This window comes from Exiguobacterium artemiae (assembly GCF_033342815.1).
In the GTDB taxonomy this organism is placed as follows: Bacteria; Bacillota; Bacilli; order Exiguobacteriales; family Exiguobacteriaceae; genus Exiguobacterium_A; species Exiguobacterium_A artemiae_A.
In genome coordinates this window covers 267833-288583 of sequence record NZ_JAWPEN010000002.1, presented here as the reverse complement: position 1 = coordinate 288583, position 20751 = coordinate 267833, and the positions used below count along the sequence as shown (strand labels likewise).

20 protein-coding genes are annotated in these 20751 nt (G+C 52.0%); 7 read left to right on the top strand and 13 right to left on the bottom strand.

Going from position 1 to position 20751, the window contains the following annotated elements:
- Nucleotides 1–45: 45 nt before the first annotated feature.
- The 8 genes from R7V76_RS04000 to R7V76_RS03965 are packed head-to-tail and all read right to left on the bottom strand — an operon-like array spanning nucleotide 46 to nucleotide 6571.
- Nucleotides 46–1554, bottom strand: coding sequence for an aldehyde dehydrogenase family protein (locus tag R7V76_RS04000; protein WP_318091364.1), 1509 nt, complete (start codon nucleotides 1552–1554; stop codon nucleotides 46–48).
- A 14-nt stretch (nucleotides 1555–1568) separates the two neighbouring features.
- On the bottom strand, nucleotides 1569–2345 hold the full coding sequence (locus R7V76_RS03995; RefSeq protein WP_318091363.1) for an enoyl-CoA hydratase/isomerase family protein: 777 nt from the start codon (nucleotides 2343–2345) through the stop codon (nucleotides 1569–1571).
- The gene (locus tag R7V76_RS03990; protein ID WP_012369301.1) at nucleotides 2323–2646 is read right to left on the bottom strand and encodes an EthD family reductase; all 324 of its coding nucleotides are present in this window, start codon (nucleotides 2644–2646) and stop codon (nucleotides 2323–2325) included. Before R7V76_RS03990 ends, R7V76_RS03995 begins: the two co-directional genes overlap by 23 nt.
- 15 nt (nucleotides 2647–2661) lie before the next feature.
- Nucleotides 2662–3156: a 1,2-phenylacetyl-CoA epoxidase subunit PaaD gene (gene paaD, locus R7V76_RS03985; RefSeq protein ID WP_318091362.1), complete on the bottom strand. Its 495-nt coding sequence runs from the start codon at nucleotides 3154–3156 to the stop codon at nucleotides 2662–2664.
- 14 nt (nucleotides 3157–3170) lie between these two features.
- A complete protein-coding gene (gene paaC / locus R7V76_RS03980) occupies nucleotides 3171–3956 on the bottom strand; it encodes a 1,2-phenylacetyl-CoA epoxidase subunit PaaC (protein WP_318091361.1) in 786 nt (261 codons plus the stop codon).
- Nucleotides 3953–4297 carry a 1,2-phenylacetyl-CoA epoxidase subunit PaaB gene (paaB, locus tag R7V76_RS03975; RefSeq protein WP_012369298.1) on the bottom strand — a complete coding sequence of 115 codons (345 nt, stop codon included), beginning with the start codon at nucleotides 4295–4297 and terminating at the stop codon, nucleotides 3953–3955. Before paaB ends, paaC begins: the two co-directional genes overlap by 4 nt.
- A 13-nt stretch (nucleotides 4298–4310) precedes the next feature.
- On the bottom strand, nucleotides 4311–5282 hold the full coding sequence (gene paaA, locus R7V76_RS03970) for a 1,2-phenylacetyl-CoA epoxidase subunit PaaA (protein ID WP_071499513.1): 972 nt from the start codon (nucleotides 5280–5282) through the stop codon (nucleotides 4311–4313).
- 17 nt (nucleotides 5283–5299) lie between these two features.
- The gene (locus tag R7V76_RS03965; RefSeq protein ID WP_318091405.1) at nucleotides 5300–6571 is read right to left on the bottom strand and encodes a phenylacetate--CoA ligase family protein; all 1272 of its coding nucleotides are present in this window, start codon (nucleotides 6569–6571) and stop codon (nucleotides 5300–5302) included.
- Between the two features lie 349 nt (nucleotides 6572–6920).
- On the opposite strand from R7V76_RS03965, the gene R7V76_RS03960 reads away from it, so the two are divergent.
- The 7 genes from R7V76_RS03960 (at nucleotide 6921) to R7V76_RS03930 (ending at nucleotide 13797) form a co-directional block, all read left to right on the top strand.
- Nucleotides 6921–7316 (top strand): thioesterase family protein, encoded by a 396-nt coding sequence (locus tag R7V76_RS03960; protein ID WP_318091360.1) that lies wholly within the window; start codon nucleotides 6921–6923, stop codon nucleotides 7314–7316.
- Nucleotides 7317–7360: 44 nt separating this feature from the next.
- Nucleotides 7361–8503, top strand: coding sequence for a Glu/Leu/Phe/Val family dehydrogenase (locus tag R7V76_RS03955; RefSeq protein WP_318091359.1), 1143 nt, complete (start codon nucleotides 7361–7363; stop codon nucleotides 8501–8503).
- 14 nt (nucleotides 8504–8517) lie between these two features.
- On the top strand, nucleotides 8518–9570 hold the full coding sequence (gene pdhA, locus R7V76_RS03950; RefSeq protein ID WP_318091358.1) for a pyruvate dehydrogenase (acetyl-transferring) E1 component subunit alpha: 1053 nt from the start codon (nucleotides 8518–8520) through the stop codon (nucleotides 9568–9570).
- A 1-nt stretch (nucleotide 9571) separates the two neighbouring features.
- On the top strand, nucleotides 9572–10570 hold the full coding sequence (locus R7V76_RS03945; RefSeq protein ID WP_318091357.1) for an alpha-ketoacid dehydrogenase subunit beta: 999 nt from the start codon (nucleotides 9572–9574) through the stop codon (nucleotides 10568–10570).
- A 12-nt stretch (nucleotides 10571–10582) separates the two neighbouring features.
- On the top strand, nucleotides 10583–11797 hold the full coding sequence (locus R7V76_RS03940) for a dihydrolipoamide acetyltransferase family protein (RefSeq protein WP_318091356.1): 1215 nt from the start codon (nucleotides 10583–10585) through the stop codon (nucleotides 11795–11797).
- Nucleotides 11798–13198: a dihydrolipoyl dehydrogenase family protein gene (locus tag R7V76_RS03935; protein ID WP_318091355.1), complete on the top strand. Its 1401-nt coding sequence runs from the start codon at nucleotides 11798–11800 to the stop codon at nucleotides 13196–13198. It abuts the gene before it with no gap.
- 77 nt (nucleotides 13199–13275) lie between these two features.
- On the top strand, nucleotides 13276–13797 hold the full coding sequence (locus R7V76_RS03930) for a methylated-DNA--[protein]-cysteine S-methyltransferase (RefSeq protein WP_318091354.1): 522 nt from the start codon (nucleotides 13276–13278) through the stop codon (nucleotides 13795–13797).
- 110 nt (nucleotides 13798–13907) lie between these two features.
- Here the strand turns inward: R7V76_RS03930 and R7V76_RS03925 are convergent, their stop codons facing one another.
- From R7V76_RS03925 to R7V76_RS03905, 5 genes are read right to left on the bottom strand one after another with little or no spacing between them, the layout of a single operon-like run.
- Nucleotides 13908–14927, bottom strand: a complete 1020-nt coding sequence (locus tag R7V76_RS03925) for an aldose epimerase family protein (RefSeq protein ID WP_318091353.1) — start codon at nucleotides 14925–14927, stop codon at nucleotides 13908–13910.
- A complete protein-coding gene (locus R7V76_RS03920; RefSeq protein ID WP_318091352.1) occupies nucleotides 14924–16423 on the bottom strand; it encodes a UDP-glucose--hexose-1-phosphate uridylyltransferase in 1500 nt (499 codons plus the stop codon). The genes R7V76_RS03925 and R7V76_RS03920 overlap by 4 nt, the downstream gene beginning before the upstream one ends.
- Before the next feature lie 20 nt (nucleotides 16424–16443).
- Nucleotides 16444–17442, bottom strand: a complete 999-nt coding sequence (galE, locus tag R7V76_RS03915; RefSeq protein ID WP_318091351.1) for a UDP-glucose 4-epimerase GalE — start codon at nucleotides 17440–17442, stop codon at nucleotides 16444–16446.
- On the bottom strand, nucleotides 17443–18615 hold the full coding sequence (locus R7V76_RS03910; RefSeq protein WP_318091350.1) for a galactokinase: 1173 nt from the start codon (nucleotides 18613–18615) through the stop codon (nucleotides 17443–17445).
- Nucleotides 18612–20744, bottom strand: a complete 2133-nt coding sequence (locus R7V76_RS03905; protein WP_318091349.1) for an alpha-galactosidase — start codon at nucleotides 20742–20744, stop codon at nucleotides 18612–18614. Before R7V76_RS03905 ends, R7V76_RS03910 begins: the two co-directional genes overlap by 4 nt.
- Nucleotides 20745–20751: the final 7 nt, after the last annotated feature.

The window sequence follows — 20751 nt, the reverse complement described above, 5'->3', positions numbered from 1 at the left end:
CCCCCTTTAAAAAAGCGTGCGGACGAACGTCCGCACGCTTTGGTTTTACAGTCCGAACGGATTAAGTGGACGACTGCCGTAGTACGACAGGATACTTTTCGTTTCCGTATATAAATCAAGCGTCTCGATGCAGAGTTCACGACCGAAACCAGATTGTTTGTAGCCGCCGAACGGTGTGCCCGGGAAGGCCGAGAACGGACAGTTGATCATGACGATACCGGCTTTGATTTGATTCGCAATCCGTGTCGCCCGTGCTCCGTCTTTTGTCCAAATCGCTGATCCGAGTCCGAACTCCGTATCGTTTGCGAGACGGACGGCTTCTTTTTCGTCCTTGAACTTCATCACGACGACAACCGGTCCGAAGATTTCTTCCTGGACGGCTTTCATCTCGTGTGTGACATCAGCAATGATCGTCGGTGCATACCAGAACCCTTCTTCAAAGCCGGCTACCTTCTCGACTTGACCCCCAGTCAAAATCGTAGCGCCGTCCGCTTTTGCCGACTGGACATAACCGTCGATGACATCGAGTTGCTGTTGATCGATGATTGCCCCGACGTGTGTACCTTTATCAAACGGATTACCGAGCACTAATTGTTTCGTTTTCGCGACGAATTGTTCCATGAACGTATCGTAAATGTCTTCATGGACGTACAGGCGTGAGCGCGCTTCGCACGACTGACCGCTGTTGTAGAAGATTCCGAACAGCGAACCGTCGACGGCTGCCGTGATATCGGCATCCTCAAAGACGAGGTTCGGTGATTTACCGCCAAGCTCGAGCGTGACGCGCTTCAGACTTTCCGACGCCCGGCCCATGATATCTTTTCCGACTGGTGTTGAACCGGTGAAAGCTACTTTATCGACATTCGGATGCTCCACCAAATGGTTGCCGATTTCACGGCCCGATCCCGGAATGACGTTGACGACGCCCGCCGGTACACCAGCTTCGAGACAGATTTCACCCAGGATGATCGCTGTCAGTGGTGTCAGTGTCGCCGGTTTCACGACAACCGAACAGCCTACGGCGATAGCCGGTGCAACTTTCCACGCCGCCATCATCAACGGATAGTTCCACGGAATGATTTGGGCACAGACGCCGACCGGTTCTTTTTCCGTATAGTTATGGAATTGACCCGGCACATTGTTGACGGCGCCGCGGTGACCGACGATGGCACCGGCATAAAATTCAAAGTCTTCAATCGCTTGCGCGATCTGTCCCTGTGCCGCAGCGAGTGATTTCCCTGTATCCAGAATCTCAAGTTCTACGAGCTCATTGAAACGTGAACGCATGATGCCGGCAATTTTATTCAGGACTTGGGACCGGCGACCGACCGGCCACATTTTCCACTTCCCGTGATCAAAAGCATCACGCGCCGCCTGAACAGCACGATCGGCATCGGCTTTTGACGCTTTTGCGACTTCCGCGATGACTTCGCCCGTTGCCGGATTATACGTTTTGAATGTCTCACCTGATGCCCCTTCGACCTGTTCACCGTTGATGACCAGATGATAGACGGAACGTTTCATCTCAATTGTTTTTTCATGTACCGTTGACATAGCTCCCACTCCTTTTAGTTTCCTTTGAATGTCGGTTGGCGTTTTTCAACAAAGGCTTGCATGCCTTCCGTTTGATCGTTCGTCCCGAATAGTAAGTAGAAATTTCGTCGTTCATGATCCATACCGTCTTGCAACGACAGATCTCCTGCTTTATCGACCGCATCTTTAATCAGACGCACGGACATCACCGGTTGTGCCGCAATCCGGTCAGCCACCGTCAACATATGTGCTTCAAGCTGATCTGCCTCCACGATCCGGTTGATGATACCGAGTTGCTGTGCTTCCGACGCCGGCATCCGGTCTCCCGTCCACAACCATTCCAAGGCACGCGTCCGTCCGATCCGTTTCGTCAACCGTTGTGTGCCGCCGGCTCCCGGCATGACGCCGAGTCCGACCTCCGGAAACGCAAACTGCGTCTCGGGTGTCGCATAGATTAAGTCGCAGGCGAGAGCGAGTTCAAACCCTCCGCCGAGCACAAAGCCATGAACGGCCGCAATTAGCGGTTTATGCAGTCGGCTGATTCGGTCCCAATCCGCAAACGGATCAAGCAATTCCATCGAAACCGGTGTTGCATCGACCATCTCATCGATGTCGGCTCCGGCGGAAAAGGATTTTCCTTCTCCGCTCAAGACGATGACCGCAACCGTTTCATCCTGATCGAACCGCTCCATCGCTTCGACGATTTCCCGGATCATCGGTCGGTTTAAGGCATTGTAACGCTCCGGACGGTTCAGTCGGATTCGACCGATCCGGCCGTCGATACTCGTCTTAACGTACTGTGGCGTCAGCATGGACTTCTTCACCGATCATCAGCGTCACAAGATCTCCTGCAAAGCCCATCAAATCTTTCCCGGATGCTTTTCCTTCAAGCGAACGCATGCCGGCTTTCATCGTTTCATGGCTTTCGTAGACCATTTCGCACATCAGATAATATTTACCGTCTCCGCCCATCGGTGAACCGACGATTTTCGTGACCGTCATCTGTTGCAGACCGGGAATTTTTGCCGTCAGTGGACCATGGACATTAAAGTAATGCTCGTCAAACTGTTCCTTGTTTTCCGGATGTGTATAAAGCGCGATTAGTTTTACCATAATGATTACCTTCCTTCACATGAGAGTAGAGACGGGTTTCATCGCCTCGAATGGATTTTTGCATGATTTACAGTATAAAATGCTGCGACAAGCCGTCGGACCAAACAGATTTTCAATCGAGACGAATGTCGATCCGCAGTACGGACAGTCGATTTCCCATTTCCCATCGACGACCCGCGGCGGGGCAATCCCAAACGACTTCAGACCGGAAATCCCTTGTTCCGTAATCCGGTCCGATGTCCAGGGTGGATCAAACAGGAAGACGACATTGACCGTATTGACCCGAGGTACTTGCAACAACGCGGATTCCGTATTTTTTTGAATGATATCAAGCGCCGGACATCCTAAAAATGTCGGCAACAGTGTAACCCGGACATCGTATCCGAACGGTGTCTCGGTCCATTCCGTCGCTTCGACCATCCCGAGATCGAGGATGCTGACCGCATCGATTTCCGGATCCTTGACCGTATCGAGTGCCTGCCGGATCTCCTGTTCTAAACTTGTCGTCATCTGCCGTTCCCCCTTCACCATACCGCTGACTGATCGAGCAGATACACTTCCCCGAGCGTCGATAAGGCATCGTTCAAATCAGGGGAGTGCTCACCGTTTCGTCCGTTGTAGGTCATCTTCATTTCCGGCAACGTGACGTTTAGATCAACGAGCACCGGTGTCAGTGCCTGATACCAGCGATCCAGTAAAATCCCCTGACCTTCAATCAACCGCATCTCATCAATCATCTCTGTTGCTTCCCCGTAATCGAACAGATCACCGAAGTCTGCCAGCACCCGTTCAAGGGCGGCGTCCATCTTCTGACGGGCGGTTTCGGTTGATTGATACAGCTGGGTGAACCATGTCTGCCAGTGCAGCAGATGATAATACAACTCCATGTTGATCTTGACGGCGAGGGCCGCAAGCGGCGCATAACTGCTTTTTTTCAACGAATCAATCCGAACCTTTTTCGCGAGCGTGTAACAATAGTTGCGGACAACGGCGTAGGCCCAGTCGTATTCCGGATTTTCCATATAATAGCCAGGTCCGTTGACGCGTTCGACGAGAACGGAGTTTTTCCGTTCGTGCGCAAGCCGGACGTGTGCGAGTGCATCGGCTTTTCCTTCTCCGATTTCTTCAAGCAGCTGATAGTACATCGCTGCATGTCCCATCGAATCCTGGGCAATCGAGGATGACGCGACATCTTCTTCGATATGCGGAGCGAGCCCTAACCACTCTGATCCCCGGTAGGCGTATAAAAAGTCATCATCCGCCAGTTGATAGAGCAGTGAAGCCAACGCTAAACGTTCTGTTTCCGTCATTTCGAATCGCCTCCTTGCCAAGACATGATTTCTTTTTCGTCGAGCATCTGTTGCTCATAATGACGCCATTTTTTCTTCAAATAACCGTACCCTTTCGTCGTCCGGTAATCTTTATTGTCGAGCCGTTGCAGCATCAGCTTTTCATCCGGTGTCATTCCCCGGATATCGGCCCGTTTGACGACCCAGATGTCGACGACCGGTTCGCGGCGCATGAAATTTTCCTGCGCCATCAGTAAAGCCATTTCTTTATTCGGTGCCAGTAAACTGAACTGGTGCGTAAAGGCTGCATTCGGCGTCCGCTTACTGAACACTTCGAACTCTTGATAAAACGTTTCCGTCATGGTCTTTCCTCCTTCAGCCGATCGTCTCAGCAAGTGCCTCGCGCACCCATGCATTGTTTTGATATGAAGTTTGGCGTAAGGCGAGCCGTTCCTTCGAACGGGGACCGCCGCCTTGAATGATTTTCTTGAATTCCGTCCAGTCCGGCTGGGCGTAGATCCATTGTCCGGTTTCCTCATCAAACCGTAATGTCGGATCCGGAATGACGAGACCGAGCGAACGGATGCGGGGAACGTATTTCGTAAAGAAGTTTTGCCGCAACTCTTCGTTTGTCTTCGTCCGGATTTTATAAGCGATTGTCACGTCCTGTTTAGACGTGCCGGTCGTCTCTTTTGACGCGGGTCCGAAGAACATCAGCAGGGATTCCCACCACTCGTCGAGGGATTCCTGAATCATCGCTTTTTGTTCCGGTGTCCCTTCGGCCAGAGCCATGATGATCGATTCGCCGTGCTGGGCATGGAACACTTCTTCTGCACAAATCCGTTGCAACGCCCGTGCGTATGGTCCGTAGGAGGCTCCGAGCATGTTCGTCTGGGTAATGATTGCTGCCCCGTCGACGAGCCAGCCGATTGTCCCGGCGTCTGCCCAGGAACGGGTCGGCATGTGGAAGACGTTATGGAATTTAAGACGTCCCGTAAACAAATCGTCCATTAAATCCGCCCGCGTTTTTCCGTACGGTTTCATCAAATCCTCGACGACCCGAAGCAGGAGTTGACCGTGCCCCATCTCGTCCTGGACTTTTGCCATGATCCCGAGTTTTCGGCGTAAGGACGGCGCTTTCGGCACCCATTCTTTTTCCGGTAAGGCACCCATGATTTCACTGATTCCGTGCATCGAAATCAATTTAATCAGCGTGTCCCGGTAGAAATCAGGCATCCAGTCGTCGGCTTCGATTTTTTCCCCGTTTTCGATCCGTTCTTTAAATCGTTCCAATTTTTCCTCTTCGGTCATGACCGGTGGTTCAAAAAGATGCGTCGCATCGTACATTTCAGTTCCTCCTCTGCTTAAACAAACTTCTTCTCAGACTCTGCGCGACGGTCAATGATTCGGACGGCCTTGCCTTCAGACCGCGGAAGACCATATGGCGGGTGACAAATCAGATCCACTGATATCAGACATTCTGTTTTCATCGCATGACAGATGACCCGCTTCAGTTCATCGGCAACTGTCCCGGCTTCGAGCTCGATGTGCAGTTCCAGCGCTTCAAGCCCGGCCCGTTGAATCCGGTGAATTTGATAGTGCGGTGTGACACCCGGTTGTTGCAGCAGCACCCGTTCGATTTCGGACGGGAAAACATTGACGCCCCGGATGATCATCATGTCGTCCGTTCGTCCTTTGACCCGTGACATCCGGGTCGTCGTCCGGCCGCAGGCACAGACTTCCGTCGTCACAGATGCCAAATCTCCGGTTCGGTAACGGATAATTGGAAGCGCTTTCTTTTTTAAACTTGTAAAAACGAGTTCCCCGACCATTCCTTCTGGTAGCGGTTCGCCCGTTACGGGATCAATGACTTCTGTGATGAACAAATCATCCATCAGATGCAATCCGTTTTGTTCCTGACATTCCATCGCGACACCTGGACCCATGATTTCGCTGAGACCATAGATGTCAAACGCCCGAATCCCCCACTTGTCTTCAAGGGTCTGCCGCAGCTCTTCCGACCACGGCTCGGCTCCGAAAATCCCGTACTGGAGGCTGCTCGTCTTCGGATCGAGACCCTTCTCTTCCATCCGTTCCGCAAGATGCAACATATAAGAGGGTGTTCCGCAAATTCCGCGCGGCTGAAAATCTTCAATCAATGTGATTTGCCGATCCGTATTACCGCCGGACACGGGAACAATCGTCATTCCGAGCTGTTCAGCTCCGCTGTGCAAGCCGAGTCCGCCGGTGAACAGACCGTAGCCGTAGGCGTTGTGCAGCAAATCGGTTTTTTCAGCACCGATGGCGACCAGACCACGTGCAACAGCGGTCGACCAGTCATCCAGGTCGCCTTGTGTATAACCGACGACGGTTGGTTTTCCGCTTGTTCCGGATGAGGCATGGATTCGGACGGCTTCATGCGGCGGAACCGCAAACAATCCGAACGGATACTGTTCCCGAAGGTCGCTTTTATACGTGAAAGGCAACTTTTGAATATCCGCCATCGTCTGTAATGCTTCGGCATCAAGTCCCCGTTCCTTGAAGCGGGTTTGATAAAACGGAACATGTTCCATCACATGACGAACGGTCTCTCGTAGACTTATCAATTGTAAGCGGGTCCGTTCTTCCGCTTCCATCGTTTCCAGGATTTCGTTATACAAGTGGCACCCCTTCCCCCGTCTATATAACACAATAAATAAACGTTCGTTTTAAAATGGTTATACCATTAAACTACGATACGTTCACAATGTTGTCAATCCTTCATTTTGTTAAAAGCTCCCAACTTTCTTAAGATTCGTCTTTATTTCGATGAAATGTGCAAATAAAGACCTTTCTTATAGAGAAAGTCAGAAAATGATATTTCTTTTTGGAAAATATTCCTGAAATTGTTTGCTCATTTTGTAACTGATTGATAAAATATCGTGTGACAAGTGTTATACTATTTTTGGTAAGACCAGCTCTGGTCAGGGGTAAGGGGGAATCGATGTGAAAAACGGTTTGTCGCTCGGCGACTCTGCGGTCATCGAAACGACTGTCACAGAAGAAATGTTTGCTCAGTTTGAGGGTGTGGTTGTTCATCCCGCCTATTCGACCGTTTCGATGGTCTATCATATGGAATGGGCTGCCCGAAAACTCATTCTTCCTTATCTGGAAGAACAAGAGGAAGGTGTCGGCGGGGCCGTTTCCTTGAAGCATGTAGGAATGGCGACACTCGGATCCACTATCCGGATCGAAGCCGTCGTCAGTGAGCTTACCCCGGGTCGCGTATTGGCAAAAGTCGAAGTCAGACACGGTGATCGTGTCATCGGTCTTGGAGAAGTCAAACAGATTATCTTAAATAAGCAGCTGATTCAGGAAAAGTTGACGCCGCATGTTTTTTGAACCTAAAAATGAAAGCGCTTACTAATGTCAGGAGGATGTATTTTATGAACATGTTGAACCCATCCACAAATCCATCACTATCAATCATGGAAAAGATTTCTGGTCACGAGCAGGTCGTTTTTTGTAATGATCCTGTGTCCGGTCTACAAGCCATCATCGCCATTCATGATACGACACTCGGCCCCGCCCTCGGTGGTTGCCGGATGGCACCGTATTCGACCGTCGACGAAGCTCTCGATGATGTCTTGCGGCTGTCACGCGGCATGACGTATAAATGCGCCGCAGCCGACGTCGATTTCGGCGGCGGGAAAGCCGTCATCATCGGCAATCCGGCGACGGACAAAACACCTGAATTGTTCCGTGCTTTCGGACGATTCGTCGATTCGCTCGGCGGACGATTTTATACCGGAACGGACATGGGCACGACGATGGACGATTTCGTACATGCCAGCCGGGAAACTTCACGAATCGTCGGGATTCCGGAAGCCTTCGGCGGCAGCGGCGATTCATCGATTCCGACGGCAGAAGGTGTCATTTACGGGTTACGGGCAACCGTCGAAACCTTATATGGATCCGATGACTTAAGCCGGGCGAGTTATGCCGTCCAGGGACTCGGAAAAGTCGGTTATAAAGTCGCCGAACAGTTATTGTCCGCCGGCGCCAATCTGTATGTATCCGATTTGAGCGAAGCTGTTCTCGCTGCTCTCGTCGAGCAGGCGGAGAAAACACCGGGAACGGTTCGTGTCATTGCTGCCCATGAAATTCACCTGACGGATGCGGACATCTTTGTCCCTTGCGCCTATGGCGGTGTCATCCAGTCAGCGAATATCGGACAGTTGCAGTGTAAAGCCATCTGCGGATCGGCCAACAACCAGCTGGCCGACGATGCGCTCGCACTCGAATTACAGCAACGCGGTATTTTATATGCACCCGATTATATCGTCAACGGCGGCGGTCTGATTCAAGTCGCCGACGAACTATACGGGGCAAACCATGAACGTGTCCTTTTAAAAACGAAACATATCTACGACGCGGTGCTCGAAGTGTTTAACGAGTCGCATGCAGAATCAATCACGACACTCGAAGCCGCCAACCGGATGTGCAACAAACGGATTCAGATCCGGTCTCGTCATAACAATATCTTTACGAATACGATCAAACCGAAATGGAACATCCGCAACGACTAATGGAGGTGACACCAATGGAAACTGAATTTCCGATTTACCGGATCCTTGATGATGCGGGACAAGTGACGGATACATCTAAAACCGATTTGCTGACAAAAGACTTGAGCCTCGCCTTATTTACACATATGAACCGAATCCGGACATTTGACCGGAAAGCGATCAATCTCCAACGTCAAGGACGGCTCGGCACCTATGCGCCGTTCGAAGGACAGGAAGCGGCACAGGTCGGCAGTGCGTATGCGTTGCAGGACAAAGACTGGGTCTTCCCGACATACCGGGATCACGGAGCGACACTGACGTTTGGCGCCGACATGGTTCGGACGTTCTTGTATTGGAACGGGCGCGTCGAAGGCTGTGTCCCGACAGATGAGTTGCATATCTTCCCGCCCGCTGTTCCGATCGCCACACAAATTCCGCACGCAGTCGGTGCGGCATGGGCGGAAAAACGAAAAGGATCGACCCAAGTTGCTGTTGCTTACTTCGGAGACGGAGCGACGTCGGAAGGTGATTTTCATGAAGGCATGAACTTCGCCAGCGTCTTCCAGGCTCCGGTCATCCTGTTTAATCAAAACAACGGCTATGCGATTTCCGTCCCGATTCAAAAACAGATGCATTCGGAAACGATTGCCCAAAAAGCACTCGCGTACGGTATGCCAAGTGTACGGATTGACGGCAATGACGTGTTCGCCGTGTATTTCACGATGCAAAAAGCACTGGAGCGGGCCCGTTCCGGCGGTGGTCCGACATTGATCGAAGCGGTCACGTGGCGCTTCGGTGCCCATACGACGGCGGACGATCCGTCGAAATACCGCGATCAGGAACGTTCCCGGGACCGGGTGGATCCCCTCGAGCGACTGGAAGCATTCATGAAAGAACAGGGATTTTATGATGAGCAGGAGATCGAAACGATTCGCTCCCGCCATCAAGAAGAGGTCGAAGCCGCCGTCAAAACGATGGAAGCTTTCCCGCCGCCTGACGTCAATGATTTATTTGACCATACGTTTGCAACATTACCGGATGATTTAGTCCGTCAAAAAACGGATTATCTGACCGCAAGGGGGAATTGACATGGCGACACCTATCAATCGGCAAACGGAGATGACGCTCGTCCAGGCTGTCACCGATGCCTTACGGACAAAACTGACGGACGATGAGACGACGCTCGTCTTAGGCGAAGATGTCGGGAAGAACGGCGGTGTTTTCCGGGCAACGGACGGTTTGCAGGAAGAATTCGGGGAAGACCGGATCATCGATACGCCGCTCAGTGAAGCGGGAATCGTCGGGACATCGATCGGTCTCGCGGTCAACGGATTTAAGCCGATTGTCGAAATCCAGTTTCTCGGTTTTATCTACCCTGCTTACGAACAGATCATGACCCACGTCTCACGGATCCGGATGCGGACGATGGGACGTTACGGTGTACCGATGGTCATCCGTGCACCTTATGGCGCCGGCATCCGGGCACCGGAAATCCATTCCGACAGTACGGAAGCGCTGTTCACTTCGATGCCCGGTCTGAAAGTCGTCTGCCCTTCGACACCGTATGATGCCAAAGGGTTATTGATTGCGGCAATCGAAGATCCGGACCCGGTCCTGTTCCTCGAGTCGATGCGGAGTTACCGGGCCTTTAAGGAGCCGGTTCCGAGTGAAGCATATACGATTGAAATCGGGAAAGCCAACTGTATTACCGAAGGGCAGGACGTGACCCTGATTGCCTGGGGGGCAATGGTTCAAGTCGCACAAAAAGCTGCGACGGAAGCCGCGACCCGCGGCATCTCCTGCGAAGTGATTGATTTACGGACCCTTTATCCGCTGGATCGTGAAACGATTGCGGCATCGATCCAAAAAACCGGTCGGGCCGTGATCATTCATGAAGCCCAGGCAACGGGTGGTCTTGGAAATGATCTGCTTGCGCTGATCAACGATACTTCGTTCTTATATTTACGGGCACCGGTTGCCCGCGTCACCGGGTTCGACGTTCCTGTTCCATTATTCGCCCTGGAGGACCATTACATCCCGACGCCGACGCGTGTGCTTGAAGCGATCCAGCGTACGGTCGATTTTTAAGGAGTGAACGTGATGATTGAAGTAAAGTTGCATGACGTCGGTGAAGGAATGACGGAAGGTGAAATCGCGAATTATCTCGTCCAAGTCGGAGACCGGGTCACGATTGATCAGCCCGTCGTCGAAGTGTCGACCGATAAAATGGTCGCTGAACTGCCGGCTCCGGTTTCCGGTATCGTCACGGATCTTGTCATTCCTGTCGGTCAGACAGTCTCCGTCGGTACAGTCTTGTTGTTGATTGAAGCCAACGACTCGGAAACTGCTGTAACAGTTGAAACACCCAAGCAGACGACACGAATCGACGTGCAGCCGCCTGTCATCCCGCCCCCACCAGCGTTTTCATCAGGTAACCGACGCGTCTTGGCTACGCCTTACACGCGTAAAATCGCACGCGAGCATGGGATCGACTTGGAGCAGGTCCCGCCTTCCGATCCATCAGGTCGCGTAACAGAAGAGGATGTCCGGCGATTCCTCGATACGCGTGTCGTTGTCGAGGAGACACCTGCCGTTGAACCGCTCAGCCCGTCTTCCGTTGCCCCTGCGGAAACGATTCCGTTCCGAGGCATCCGGAAGCAGATTGCTAAAAAAATGACACAGTCCCTCTTTACGATTCCGCATGTCACGCATTTCGAAGAAGTGGATATGACCCGCCTGCTCGCCTTACGCGAAGAATTAAAAGCGGCCGGTAAACCGATCAGCGTTAATGCTTTTTTCATTAAAGCCCTGATCGTCGCATTGAAAGACTTCCCGGTCTTTAACGCTAAACTCGATGAGACCAATGAACAGATCATTCTCGAACAACAGTATCATATCGGCGTTGCGACCGAGACGACGGATGGACTGATTGTGCCGGTCGTCCGTGACGCCGACAAATTGACGATGCAACAGTTGCACACGCGCGTCGCAGAGCTGTCGGCCCGCGCTAAGACCGGCGATTTACGCGCTGCAGACCTGAAACCAAGCACCTTCACGATGAGTAATGTCGGTCCCCTCGGAAGTACGGGAGCCACGCCAATCATCAATTATCCGGAAACTGCTTTGATTGCCTTCCATAAAACAAAAAAACGGGTATGTGTTGACGACCATGATCAAATCGTCATCCGTTCGATGATGAATCTCTCGATGTCCTTTGATCACCGTGTCGCCGACGGCGCAACGGCCGTTGCTTTTACGAACCGGTTCGCCGGATTGATCGAACACCCCACTACTTTATTGATGGAGCTGATTTAAATGGTCGTAGGTGAACTGACGCAAGAACGTGATTTAGTGATTCTTGGCGGTGGTCCAGCCGGTTACACCGCTGCGATCCGTGCCAGTCAATTGGGTCGGACCGTCACTTTGATTGAACAGGCACAGATCGGCGGACTTTGTTTGAACAAAGGATGTATTCCGTCTAAAGTCGTTGCTCATGCCGCAGAAGTCAAATTGCAGACGAAACATATGACCGCTCTCGGCTTCTCGTTTCATACGACGCATGATTTCAGTCAATTGGTCGAGTACCGCGAACGGACCATCCGTCAATTACGAACCGGAGTCGAGGCGCTCTGTCAGACCAACGCAATTGAAGTCGTACACGGAACGGCTTCCTTCTTGGCGGATGACCGGATTGGTGTCGAGCTCGGGCATCAGTTTGATACGTACCGGTTTAACGATGTCGTGATTGCGACCGGTAGTCACAGCATCGAGCAAGATGCGCCTTCCGTACTGAATGCCGAACAGTTATATCAATTGACCGAGTTACCCGAACGTCTCGTCATCATCGGACAGGACTATATCGCGATTGAAGCCGCCATGAGTTTTCAAGCTCTCGGGACGTCGGTCACACTGATTGCAGATGCATTCGATTTTGACCCGAGTCTCGACAAAGAGTTGCGGCGTCTCTTTAAAAAACAAAAAATCCAGTTGGTCACAGGTACCGTGACCGCAATCGAAGCTCAGGAGGACGTGACCGTGACTGTCGTCAAACAGGGACAGGAAACGACCTGGTCCGCTCCTTTCCTGTTTCACTCGTTACCCCGGGTTCCGCATACGTTGGAGCTTGGACTTGAACGAATCGGTGTGACTTTAGCAGAAGACGGAACGATTCCCGTCGATCCATTCGGACAGACGAACCGTCCTCACATTTATGCCATCGGCGATGTGACACCTGGTCCCGCCATTGCGACACGTGCCATCCACGAGGCAAAACGGACTGCTGAACATCTGGGCGGACAGTCAGCAGATGCGACCGTTCCCTATTACCCGACCATCATCCGCTCCCTTCCGCCCATCGTCTCAATCGGCTTGACGGAACAAACGGCGACAGACGCCGGTCATTCGCTCCGGACCGCGCAGTTCGCACTTAACGCCAATGGAGCGACGACCATAGAAGGAGGCAGCGGATTCATCAAAGTGATTTCCGATGCGACGACCAGTCTCATCCTCGGTATTCATATGATCGGCGAAGGTGCGATCGAACTGGCCGGTGTCTTTGCTCAGACGCTTGAACTGCATGCGAAAGAAGAAGACGTCCGCTTCCCGGTCATGCCGCATCCAAGTCGGAACGAAGCCTTTACGGAAGCCGTCGAAGCCTTGCTCGGACAGGCAATCCATTTACCGCCTCGTCAGCAGGATGTCTTAACGAAGTCGTAAGTTGCAACCGGACCGTTCCTTTTCCTAGGTAACGGCCGGTTTGTTGTTTGGATTTTTAGTGCGAAGGAGGTTAGATGATGGAAGTCTACTTTACACGGCTGAACTGGAACGACACATCCTTTCCCATTGCGGCAACGGAAACCGGACTCTGTTATGTCGGTGCGTTAAATGAACCGTCGGACTTATTTGACGACTGGATCCGAAAGCATTTACCCCGGGCTGAACTGATTGAGCATCCACGTATCATGCAACCGTATCAAGAACAACTCCTCGAATACTTAGCCGGGACACGCACCCGGTTCTCCCTCCCGCTTCATTTGATCGGCACCCCCTTTCAATTGGAAGTCTGGCAGGCCTTATGTCAGGTTCCGTACGGTGTGACGGTGACGTATTCAGATATCGCTCAACAGATTTACCGGCCGAGTGCGACGCGCGCTGTCGGGACCGCCATCAGTAAAAATCGTGTTTTGATTGTCGTTCCCTGCCACCGCATCGTCGGCAAAAAAGGCGACTTAACCGGTTACTGGGGCGGTCTGAACATGAAACGTCAGCTGTTGGAAATCGAACAGGTATCGTCCTCGAAACTCCCTTTCCCGTGATTGAATCATATCGGGAAACACTTGATTCATACAGAAAAAGAGAGTTGGCGGATTTTAATCCACCAACTCTCTTTCCATCAAAAAATGTATTTACCAGCCTTCCGGTTGGTTCAGCCGTTACTTACACCAAACCGATAAGTCGTTTCCCAGTAGTAGGTCTGATCCGCTTCAACCAAAATGTCCGGGAAATTAGGTTCATTCACTGCATTCGGATGAACCTGCGTTTCAAGACAGAGTCCAAGTGAAGGACGGGAACGGACACCGCGGATCTCATAATCCGTCTCGAGTTGTGTCCCGGTGTAGAGAATAACAACCGGCTGATTCGTCGTTACTTCGACGTACCGTCCACTCGCTTCCTCTTCCAACCGGATTGGCTGCCCTGATAAAAGAAATGGATGATCGTAGCCGTTTCCTGCGGCTGCCGTTTCCGGATGACCGGATTCCGCTCCGCTTCGAATCAGTCGTCCTGTTCGGAAATCAAGAGGTGTTCCTGTTACGTCCTGCTGTTGACCGGTTGGCAGTAAATCCGCTCCGACAGGCAAGTACGTTTCACTCGGAATCGTCAATTGATGGTCAAGGATATCCCGTTGTAAGTTCCCCGACAGATTCCAGTACGTATGATTCGTCAGGTTTAACGGTGTCGTCTGATCCGTCGTCGCGTGCATCGTCAACGTCAAGGCGAGACCTTTGAGCTGATAGACGGCATCGAGTGTGACGTTGCCGGGATACCCTTCCGCTCCGTCCGGACTGAACAGACGGAGATGAAGGCGATCCGTCGCGGCCTCGACGACCTCAAAAAGCGCTTGATCAAATCCGTGGATTCCTCCGTGCAGATGATGGGTTCCATCGTTTGCTGCGAGCGGATAGACGGTTCCTTCGACTTCCATCTGCGCTTGTCCGATGCGTCCGGCGACCCGTCCGACGATTGCCCCGAAGTACGGGGAGTGGTCCTGGTATTCCTTGACCGTATCAAAACCTAAGACAACACTCTCGATTTGCCCGTTTCGATCTGCAACGCGGATATCATTGATGATGCCGCCGTAGTTCCAAATCTCGACTTCGATTCCCGGTTGCGTCAGTGTGTGACGAATGAGATCCGTTTCCCGGATCAACGCTGTCTGTTTCGTCATCGCCGATCACCTGCCACTTGGCGGCTGACCGTTTCAAGAAAGCGGTCAAGTCCCGCCTGCCCGTCCGGCGTCTGTTTAAAGACACCACAATCTTCGAGTCCGCGGACAAATTTTGCTGCGACCGCTTGCCGGACATAGTCCGTCACGTCTTGTCCGGTGTACGATGCCTTCAATTCCGTTGCCCATTCTTGATGCGAAGGAGCTGTCGAAGCAGCCGTCCCTACGATGAACTGTTCGACTTGCTTGAGTTCACTTAACAGACGGGCCGGCAACACCGCGAGTCCCATTACCTCAATCAAACCGATATTTTCACGTTTGATATGGTGAATGTCGGCATGCGTATGGAAAATGCCGTCCGGATGTTTTTCCGATGTCCGGTTGTTGCGCAGGACGAGATCAAGTTCAAACCGTTCGCCGCGCATCCGGGCAATCGGTGTCACCGTATTGTGGCGGATACCGTTCGTTGCCGCAAGAATCTCATGTTCGGCATCTTCGTATGTCAACCAGGTCTGATAGACCTCATCCGCCGCATCAAGTAATGCGGAAGCGTCGGTACTGCTCAGACGAACGACCGTCAACGGCCAATGCAATGTTTCGCCGGTGACGTCCGGGTGATCCGGTAAGCCAAACTTCTGTAACGTCTTTGCGCGGTCCATCGCAAATTCATACCGGCCGCCCTGATAATGATCATGCGTCAAAATCGATCCGCCGACAATCGGCAGGTCCGCATTGGATCCGGCAAAATAATGCGGGAACTGCGCGACGAATTCAAGCAATCGCGCAAAGGCTTGGCGGTTAATGACCATATCCCGGTGCTCCTGCGACAGGATGATGCTGTGTTCGTTGTAATAGACGTACGGTGAATATTGTAACGCCCAAGACTCGCCACTGAGTGTCAGCGGTACAATCCGGTGATTCGCACGGGCCGGATGATTGCTCCGTCCGGCATAGCCGACGTTTTCAACACACAAGAGACAGGTCGGGTACGTTGATTCGATAATTTCTGTCTGGGCCGCCGCAATTTCACGGGGATCTTTTTCCGGTTTTGACAGATTGATCGTAATATCGATTTCCCCGTAGACCGTGTCCGCCTGATACTGAATATTTTTAGCGATGCGTTTTGTCTGGATGTAATTGTTCGCTTGACTGAGCTGATAAAAATAGTCAGTCGCCTGTTGCGGATGTTCCGCGTACAGCTGACGGAAAGTCGAAGTGATCTGAGACGGGCGATCGACGAACACATCCATCAATTCTGCCGCTAACCGTTCTTTTTCGTCCAGACGCGGTGCCAGTTTCCCGGCCGTGATCTGTTGTTCAATCATCTCGTCCAAAAGATCAGGAATCGGACGCGTCCCGACGGTTCCCGGATCCACGTATGCAGCTTCCCCGAGCAAGGATAAGAGCCGGTTTCTTGCATAGACCGTATCTTCCGGTTCGATCAACCGTTGACGGACCGCCTGCTCTGTTAATTGTTTGATGAGTTCATTCATCGCCATTCACTCTCCTAACTCTCTCTTTACCGTACAGGTGTTTTGTAGCCTTGCGGACGCTGTTCGTGCCAACGCCATGCATCTTGAATGATCGTGTCGATTTCTGTCCGGCGCGGTGTCCAGCCGAGGAGCGTTTTCGCTTTATCAGAACCTGCAATCAACGTACTCGGGTCTCCGGCGCGTCGTGCGACAACCTGTTCCGGAATTTCATGTCCCGTTACGCGGCGTGCCGCTTCAATGATTTCCCGGACTGAAAAGCCGCGGCTTGAACCGAGATTAAAGACGTCACTCGTGTTGCCTTGTTTTAAATATTCCAGTGCCAACAGATGGGCATCGATTAAATCCTCGACATGGATGTAGTCGCGGATACACGTGCCGTCTTCCGTCGCATAATCATCGCCGTAAATCGAAATCACCGGCCGCTGACCGTTAGCGACTTCGAGAACAAGCGGAACCAGGTGGGTTTCCGGTGTATGATCTTCTCCGATTTCACCCGTTGCACGTGCTCCGGCAACATTAAAGTAGCGGAGCGCGACATAGTTCAGACCATACGCCGTTTCACACCAACGCATCATCTTTTCCATCATCAGCTTCGTTTCCCCGTAAGCATTCGTCGGATTCGTCGTGGCCGTCTCAAGAATCGGCATCTGTTCCTGTTCACCGTACGTGGCAGCTGTCGACGAGAAGACGATTTGCTTCACATCATGTGCCATCATGGCTTCAAGCAATACTTGTGTGCCGTAGACGTTGTTATCAAAATAAGCGAGCGGGTGCTCCATCGATTCGCCGACTAACGAAAAGGCCGCGAAATGTACGACCTGATCGATGGTTTCCGTCTCAAACACCGTGTCAAGGAAAGCACGATCCCGGATATCCCCTTCGTAAAAACGGGCTTTCGGATGAACCGCTTCCCGGTGTCCCGATTTTAAATGATCGATGACAACAACATCTTGTCTGGCATCGACCAATTGATAGACTGCGTGTGATCCGATATACCCTGCTCCACCTACTACGAGTACTGCCATTTAGATGACCTCCTGTTCGACTTCTCGTGCTCCATCGCCAACGGTTGCGGTATAAAACGATGCCGGATAACCGATTTCAGTCTCATATGCGTGTCCGACTGCCGTCATGAATGTTTCCACTGTGTCGTCTTCGACGATCGCAATCGCACAGCCGCCAAAACCGGCACCTGTCATCCGGGCACCAAGAACTCCCGGTTGCGCCCAAGCGGCTTCGACCAATGTATCAAGTTCTTTCCCCGTTACTTCATAATCAACCCGTAACGAACGGTGGGAAGCATTCATCAGTTGACCGAATGCTTCGAGCCGGTCTTCTTTGAGTGCGTCCAGTGCCTGCAACGTCCGTTCATTCTCAGAAATCGCGTGCCGGGCGCGTCGTTCCAATCGTTCGTCCTCAAACGAAATCGTTTCGAATTCATCCATCGACCATTGACCGAGTGAGGCATACGGACGGTACTGTTGCAGATAAGCTAGCGCCGCTTCGCATTCCGAGCGGCGTTCATTGTATTTTGAATCGGCCAGTTCACGGCGTTTGTTCGTATTCATGATGATGATCGTATAACCGGATAAATCAAGCGGCGCATACGTGTACTCAAGCGTCTCACAGTCAAGCAACAGTCCGGATCCGGCTTTGCCCATGCCGATTGCAAACTGATCCATGATGCCGCTGTTGACGCCGATGTAATGGTTTTCGACCTGTTGACCGTATTTAACGAGTTCAATCCGATCGATATCCAGATCGTACAGTTTATCGAGTAAGACACCGATGACGAGTTCGAGTGACGCGGACGAAGATAATCCGGCACCATTCGGAATATCCCCTTTAATTAAAATATCGCACCCTGTATCGATCCGGTAACCGGCTTCCCGTAAGACATGAATCATTCCTTTGGCATAGTTGGCCCAGCCGTGAGCAGATTGAGGCGTCAAGTCATCACCTGCGACTTCAATGATCCCGTCATCTTCAAAATTCAGCGAATAAAACCGAAAGACCGCATCGTCCCGTTTTCGGGCGACCGCATGGGTGCCGAGCGTCAAGGCACACGGAAAGACATGACCACCGTTATAATCTGTATGTTCTCCGATCAAGTTAATCCGGCCCGGTGCAAAAAAGCGGTGGGTCGACGATTGACCGAATTGTTGTTCGAAAATCTGTTCTAATGTCTGGTCTGTCATACGATCGGCTCCTTTGACTCTGATGTAGGGATGCTGCGATGAACCGGTTGGATCCGCAGGCAACGTGCTTCATAATCGTTCGTGTAGTTCCAGGTCAAACCTTGTTGCATCAAGTAAGCACCGCTCAGTTGACGGTCTTCAACCTGATAAAGTGTGGTCGCTTCAAGGCCGGCTAACCGGAAATGGTAGTGACCGATTCCGTGTTTGCGCATCGGTGCGACCGCCAGGATAACGGTTTGATCGTGTGACGTATACTGCATCAGCGAGGTCATCACGCGGTCCGCCTTCAACCGGTACTGACGACCGAACTGAACGGTTTCCCGAATCGTTTTGTACGTCGCAATCCATTCAGCTGCTTCCGCCAATTCTTCCGTTGTCCATTCGCTTAAATTACCGCCGATGCCGAGTGTTCCCTGCATCGAAGACACAAAGCGTGTCGCAAGCGGTAAATCCCGCCCGTTGAGCCAGTTTGGACCATCCGTCACCCAGCAACTCATCATCTTCGCATTGTAGGCAAATGAGAAATCGTGTTGAATCGTCAAACGATCCAGTGGATCCGTGTTGTCACTCGTCCAGACTTGTTCCGTCCGTTTGAGAATTCCGAGGTCGATCCGTCCGCCGCCTCCGGCACACGCTTCAAAATCAACTTCCGGATGACGGACGCGTAATCCGTCAAAAATCCGGTACAGTGCATCGACATGCCGCTTCCATAATTCCTGTTGTTCTGCCGGTGTCGCACCCGGGAGAGCCGGTTCCGAAAACGCACGGTTCATATCCCATTTGATGTAATCAATCGCGTGGGTTGCGAGCAGTTCATCCATCATCTCGAACACAAATTGTTCGACTTGCGGTAAACCGAGGTTCAGGACAAACTGATTGCGTGATGTCGTCCGGCGGGCACCGGGACTGTGATAAATCCAGTCAGGATGCGTCCGGTAAAGATTTGAATCCGGATTAACCATTTCGGGCTCAACCCACAAACCAAATTGCATGTTTTGTTGTTTCACGTAGTCAATCAACGGCGTCAGACCGTTCGGGAATTTCTCCGGATTGACGACCCAGTCACCGAGACCGGCCTGGTCGGAGTTCCGTTCCCCGAACCAGCCGTCATCGACGACAAACAGTTCACAGCCGATGGCAGCGGCTTGATCCACCAGTGTCCGTTGACCGTGTTCTGTCACGTCAAAATAGGTCGCTTCCCAGGAGTTATAGAGCACAGGCCGGACCTTGTTCCGGTCCGATTCCGGCATGATGATGTCACGCTGGAAATCATGTGCGCGCGCACTCATCCCGGCAAAGCCGTCTGCCGCGTATCCGATATAAAATTCCGGTGTCGTAAGATGCTGACCGGCTTCAAGTCGCCAGCTGAAATCAAACTCATTCATTCCGCCCGATAGTTGGACGAATCCGAAGGCATCCTGCTCGAAGTGCATCGACCAGTTGCCGGAATAAGCGAAATGTCCGTAAATAACTTCGCCGGCTGATTCTGTTGCGCTGTGTTCCAAAGCGAACCACGGATTTGCCTGGTGACTCGTCACACCCCGTCGGCTGTCAATCGTCTTACGTCCCGGAGTCAGCGGTGTGACTTGTTTTTGGAATTCACCGGTCCATGTTCCCGCGAAGTGGTGTAAGTTCAAGTCCGGTCGTTGTAAAATTCCCATCGCAAACGATTGGGCCGTCGTCAACCGGACGGATTGTGTTCCTGTGTTTTCAATCACGAGTGATCGTCCGATCATATCGTACGTTTCGTACAGATCGTATTTGATACCGACCCGGAGTTCCTGTAACGAATCAAACAACCATAAAATCAATCCATTATCGGATTGTTCGGCGCGTTCAAAAACGAACTGACTGATTCGTTGCCCGTCCTCCCGTTCTGATTTTAAAGTCGGTTCTGTGTAGACCATCTCACCAAATGGAATGAAGTCATAGACCGCAACCCCGTCCGGCGATTCAAACGAGCTGTGTGCCAGGACCGGATTCGGTAAGGCTTCATAGTCGGATGGATACGGCAGGCGGGCTCCAAAATACGTATGCAACACTTTGCCGTGCTGTCCGATTGTCACGACATGCGCGACGTGTTGTCCTTCGAGGACGAACCGCTGATTCGGCAGTTCAAGAATGGCCATGGTCGTT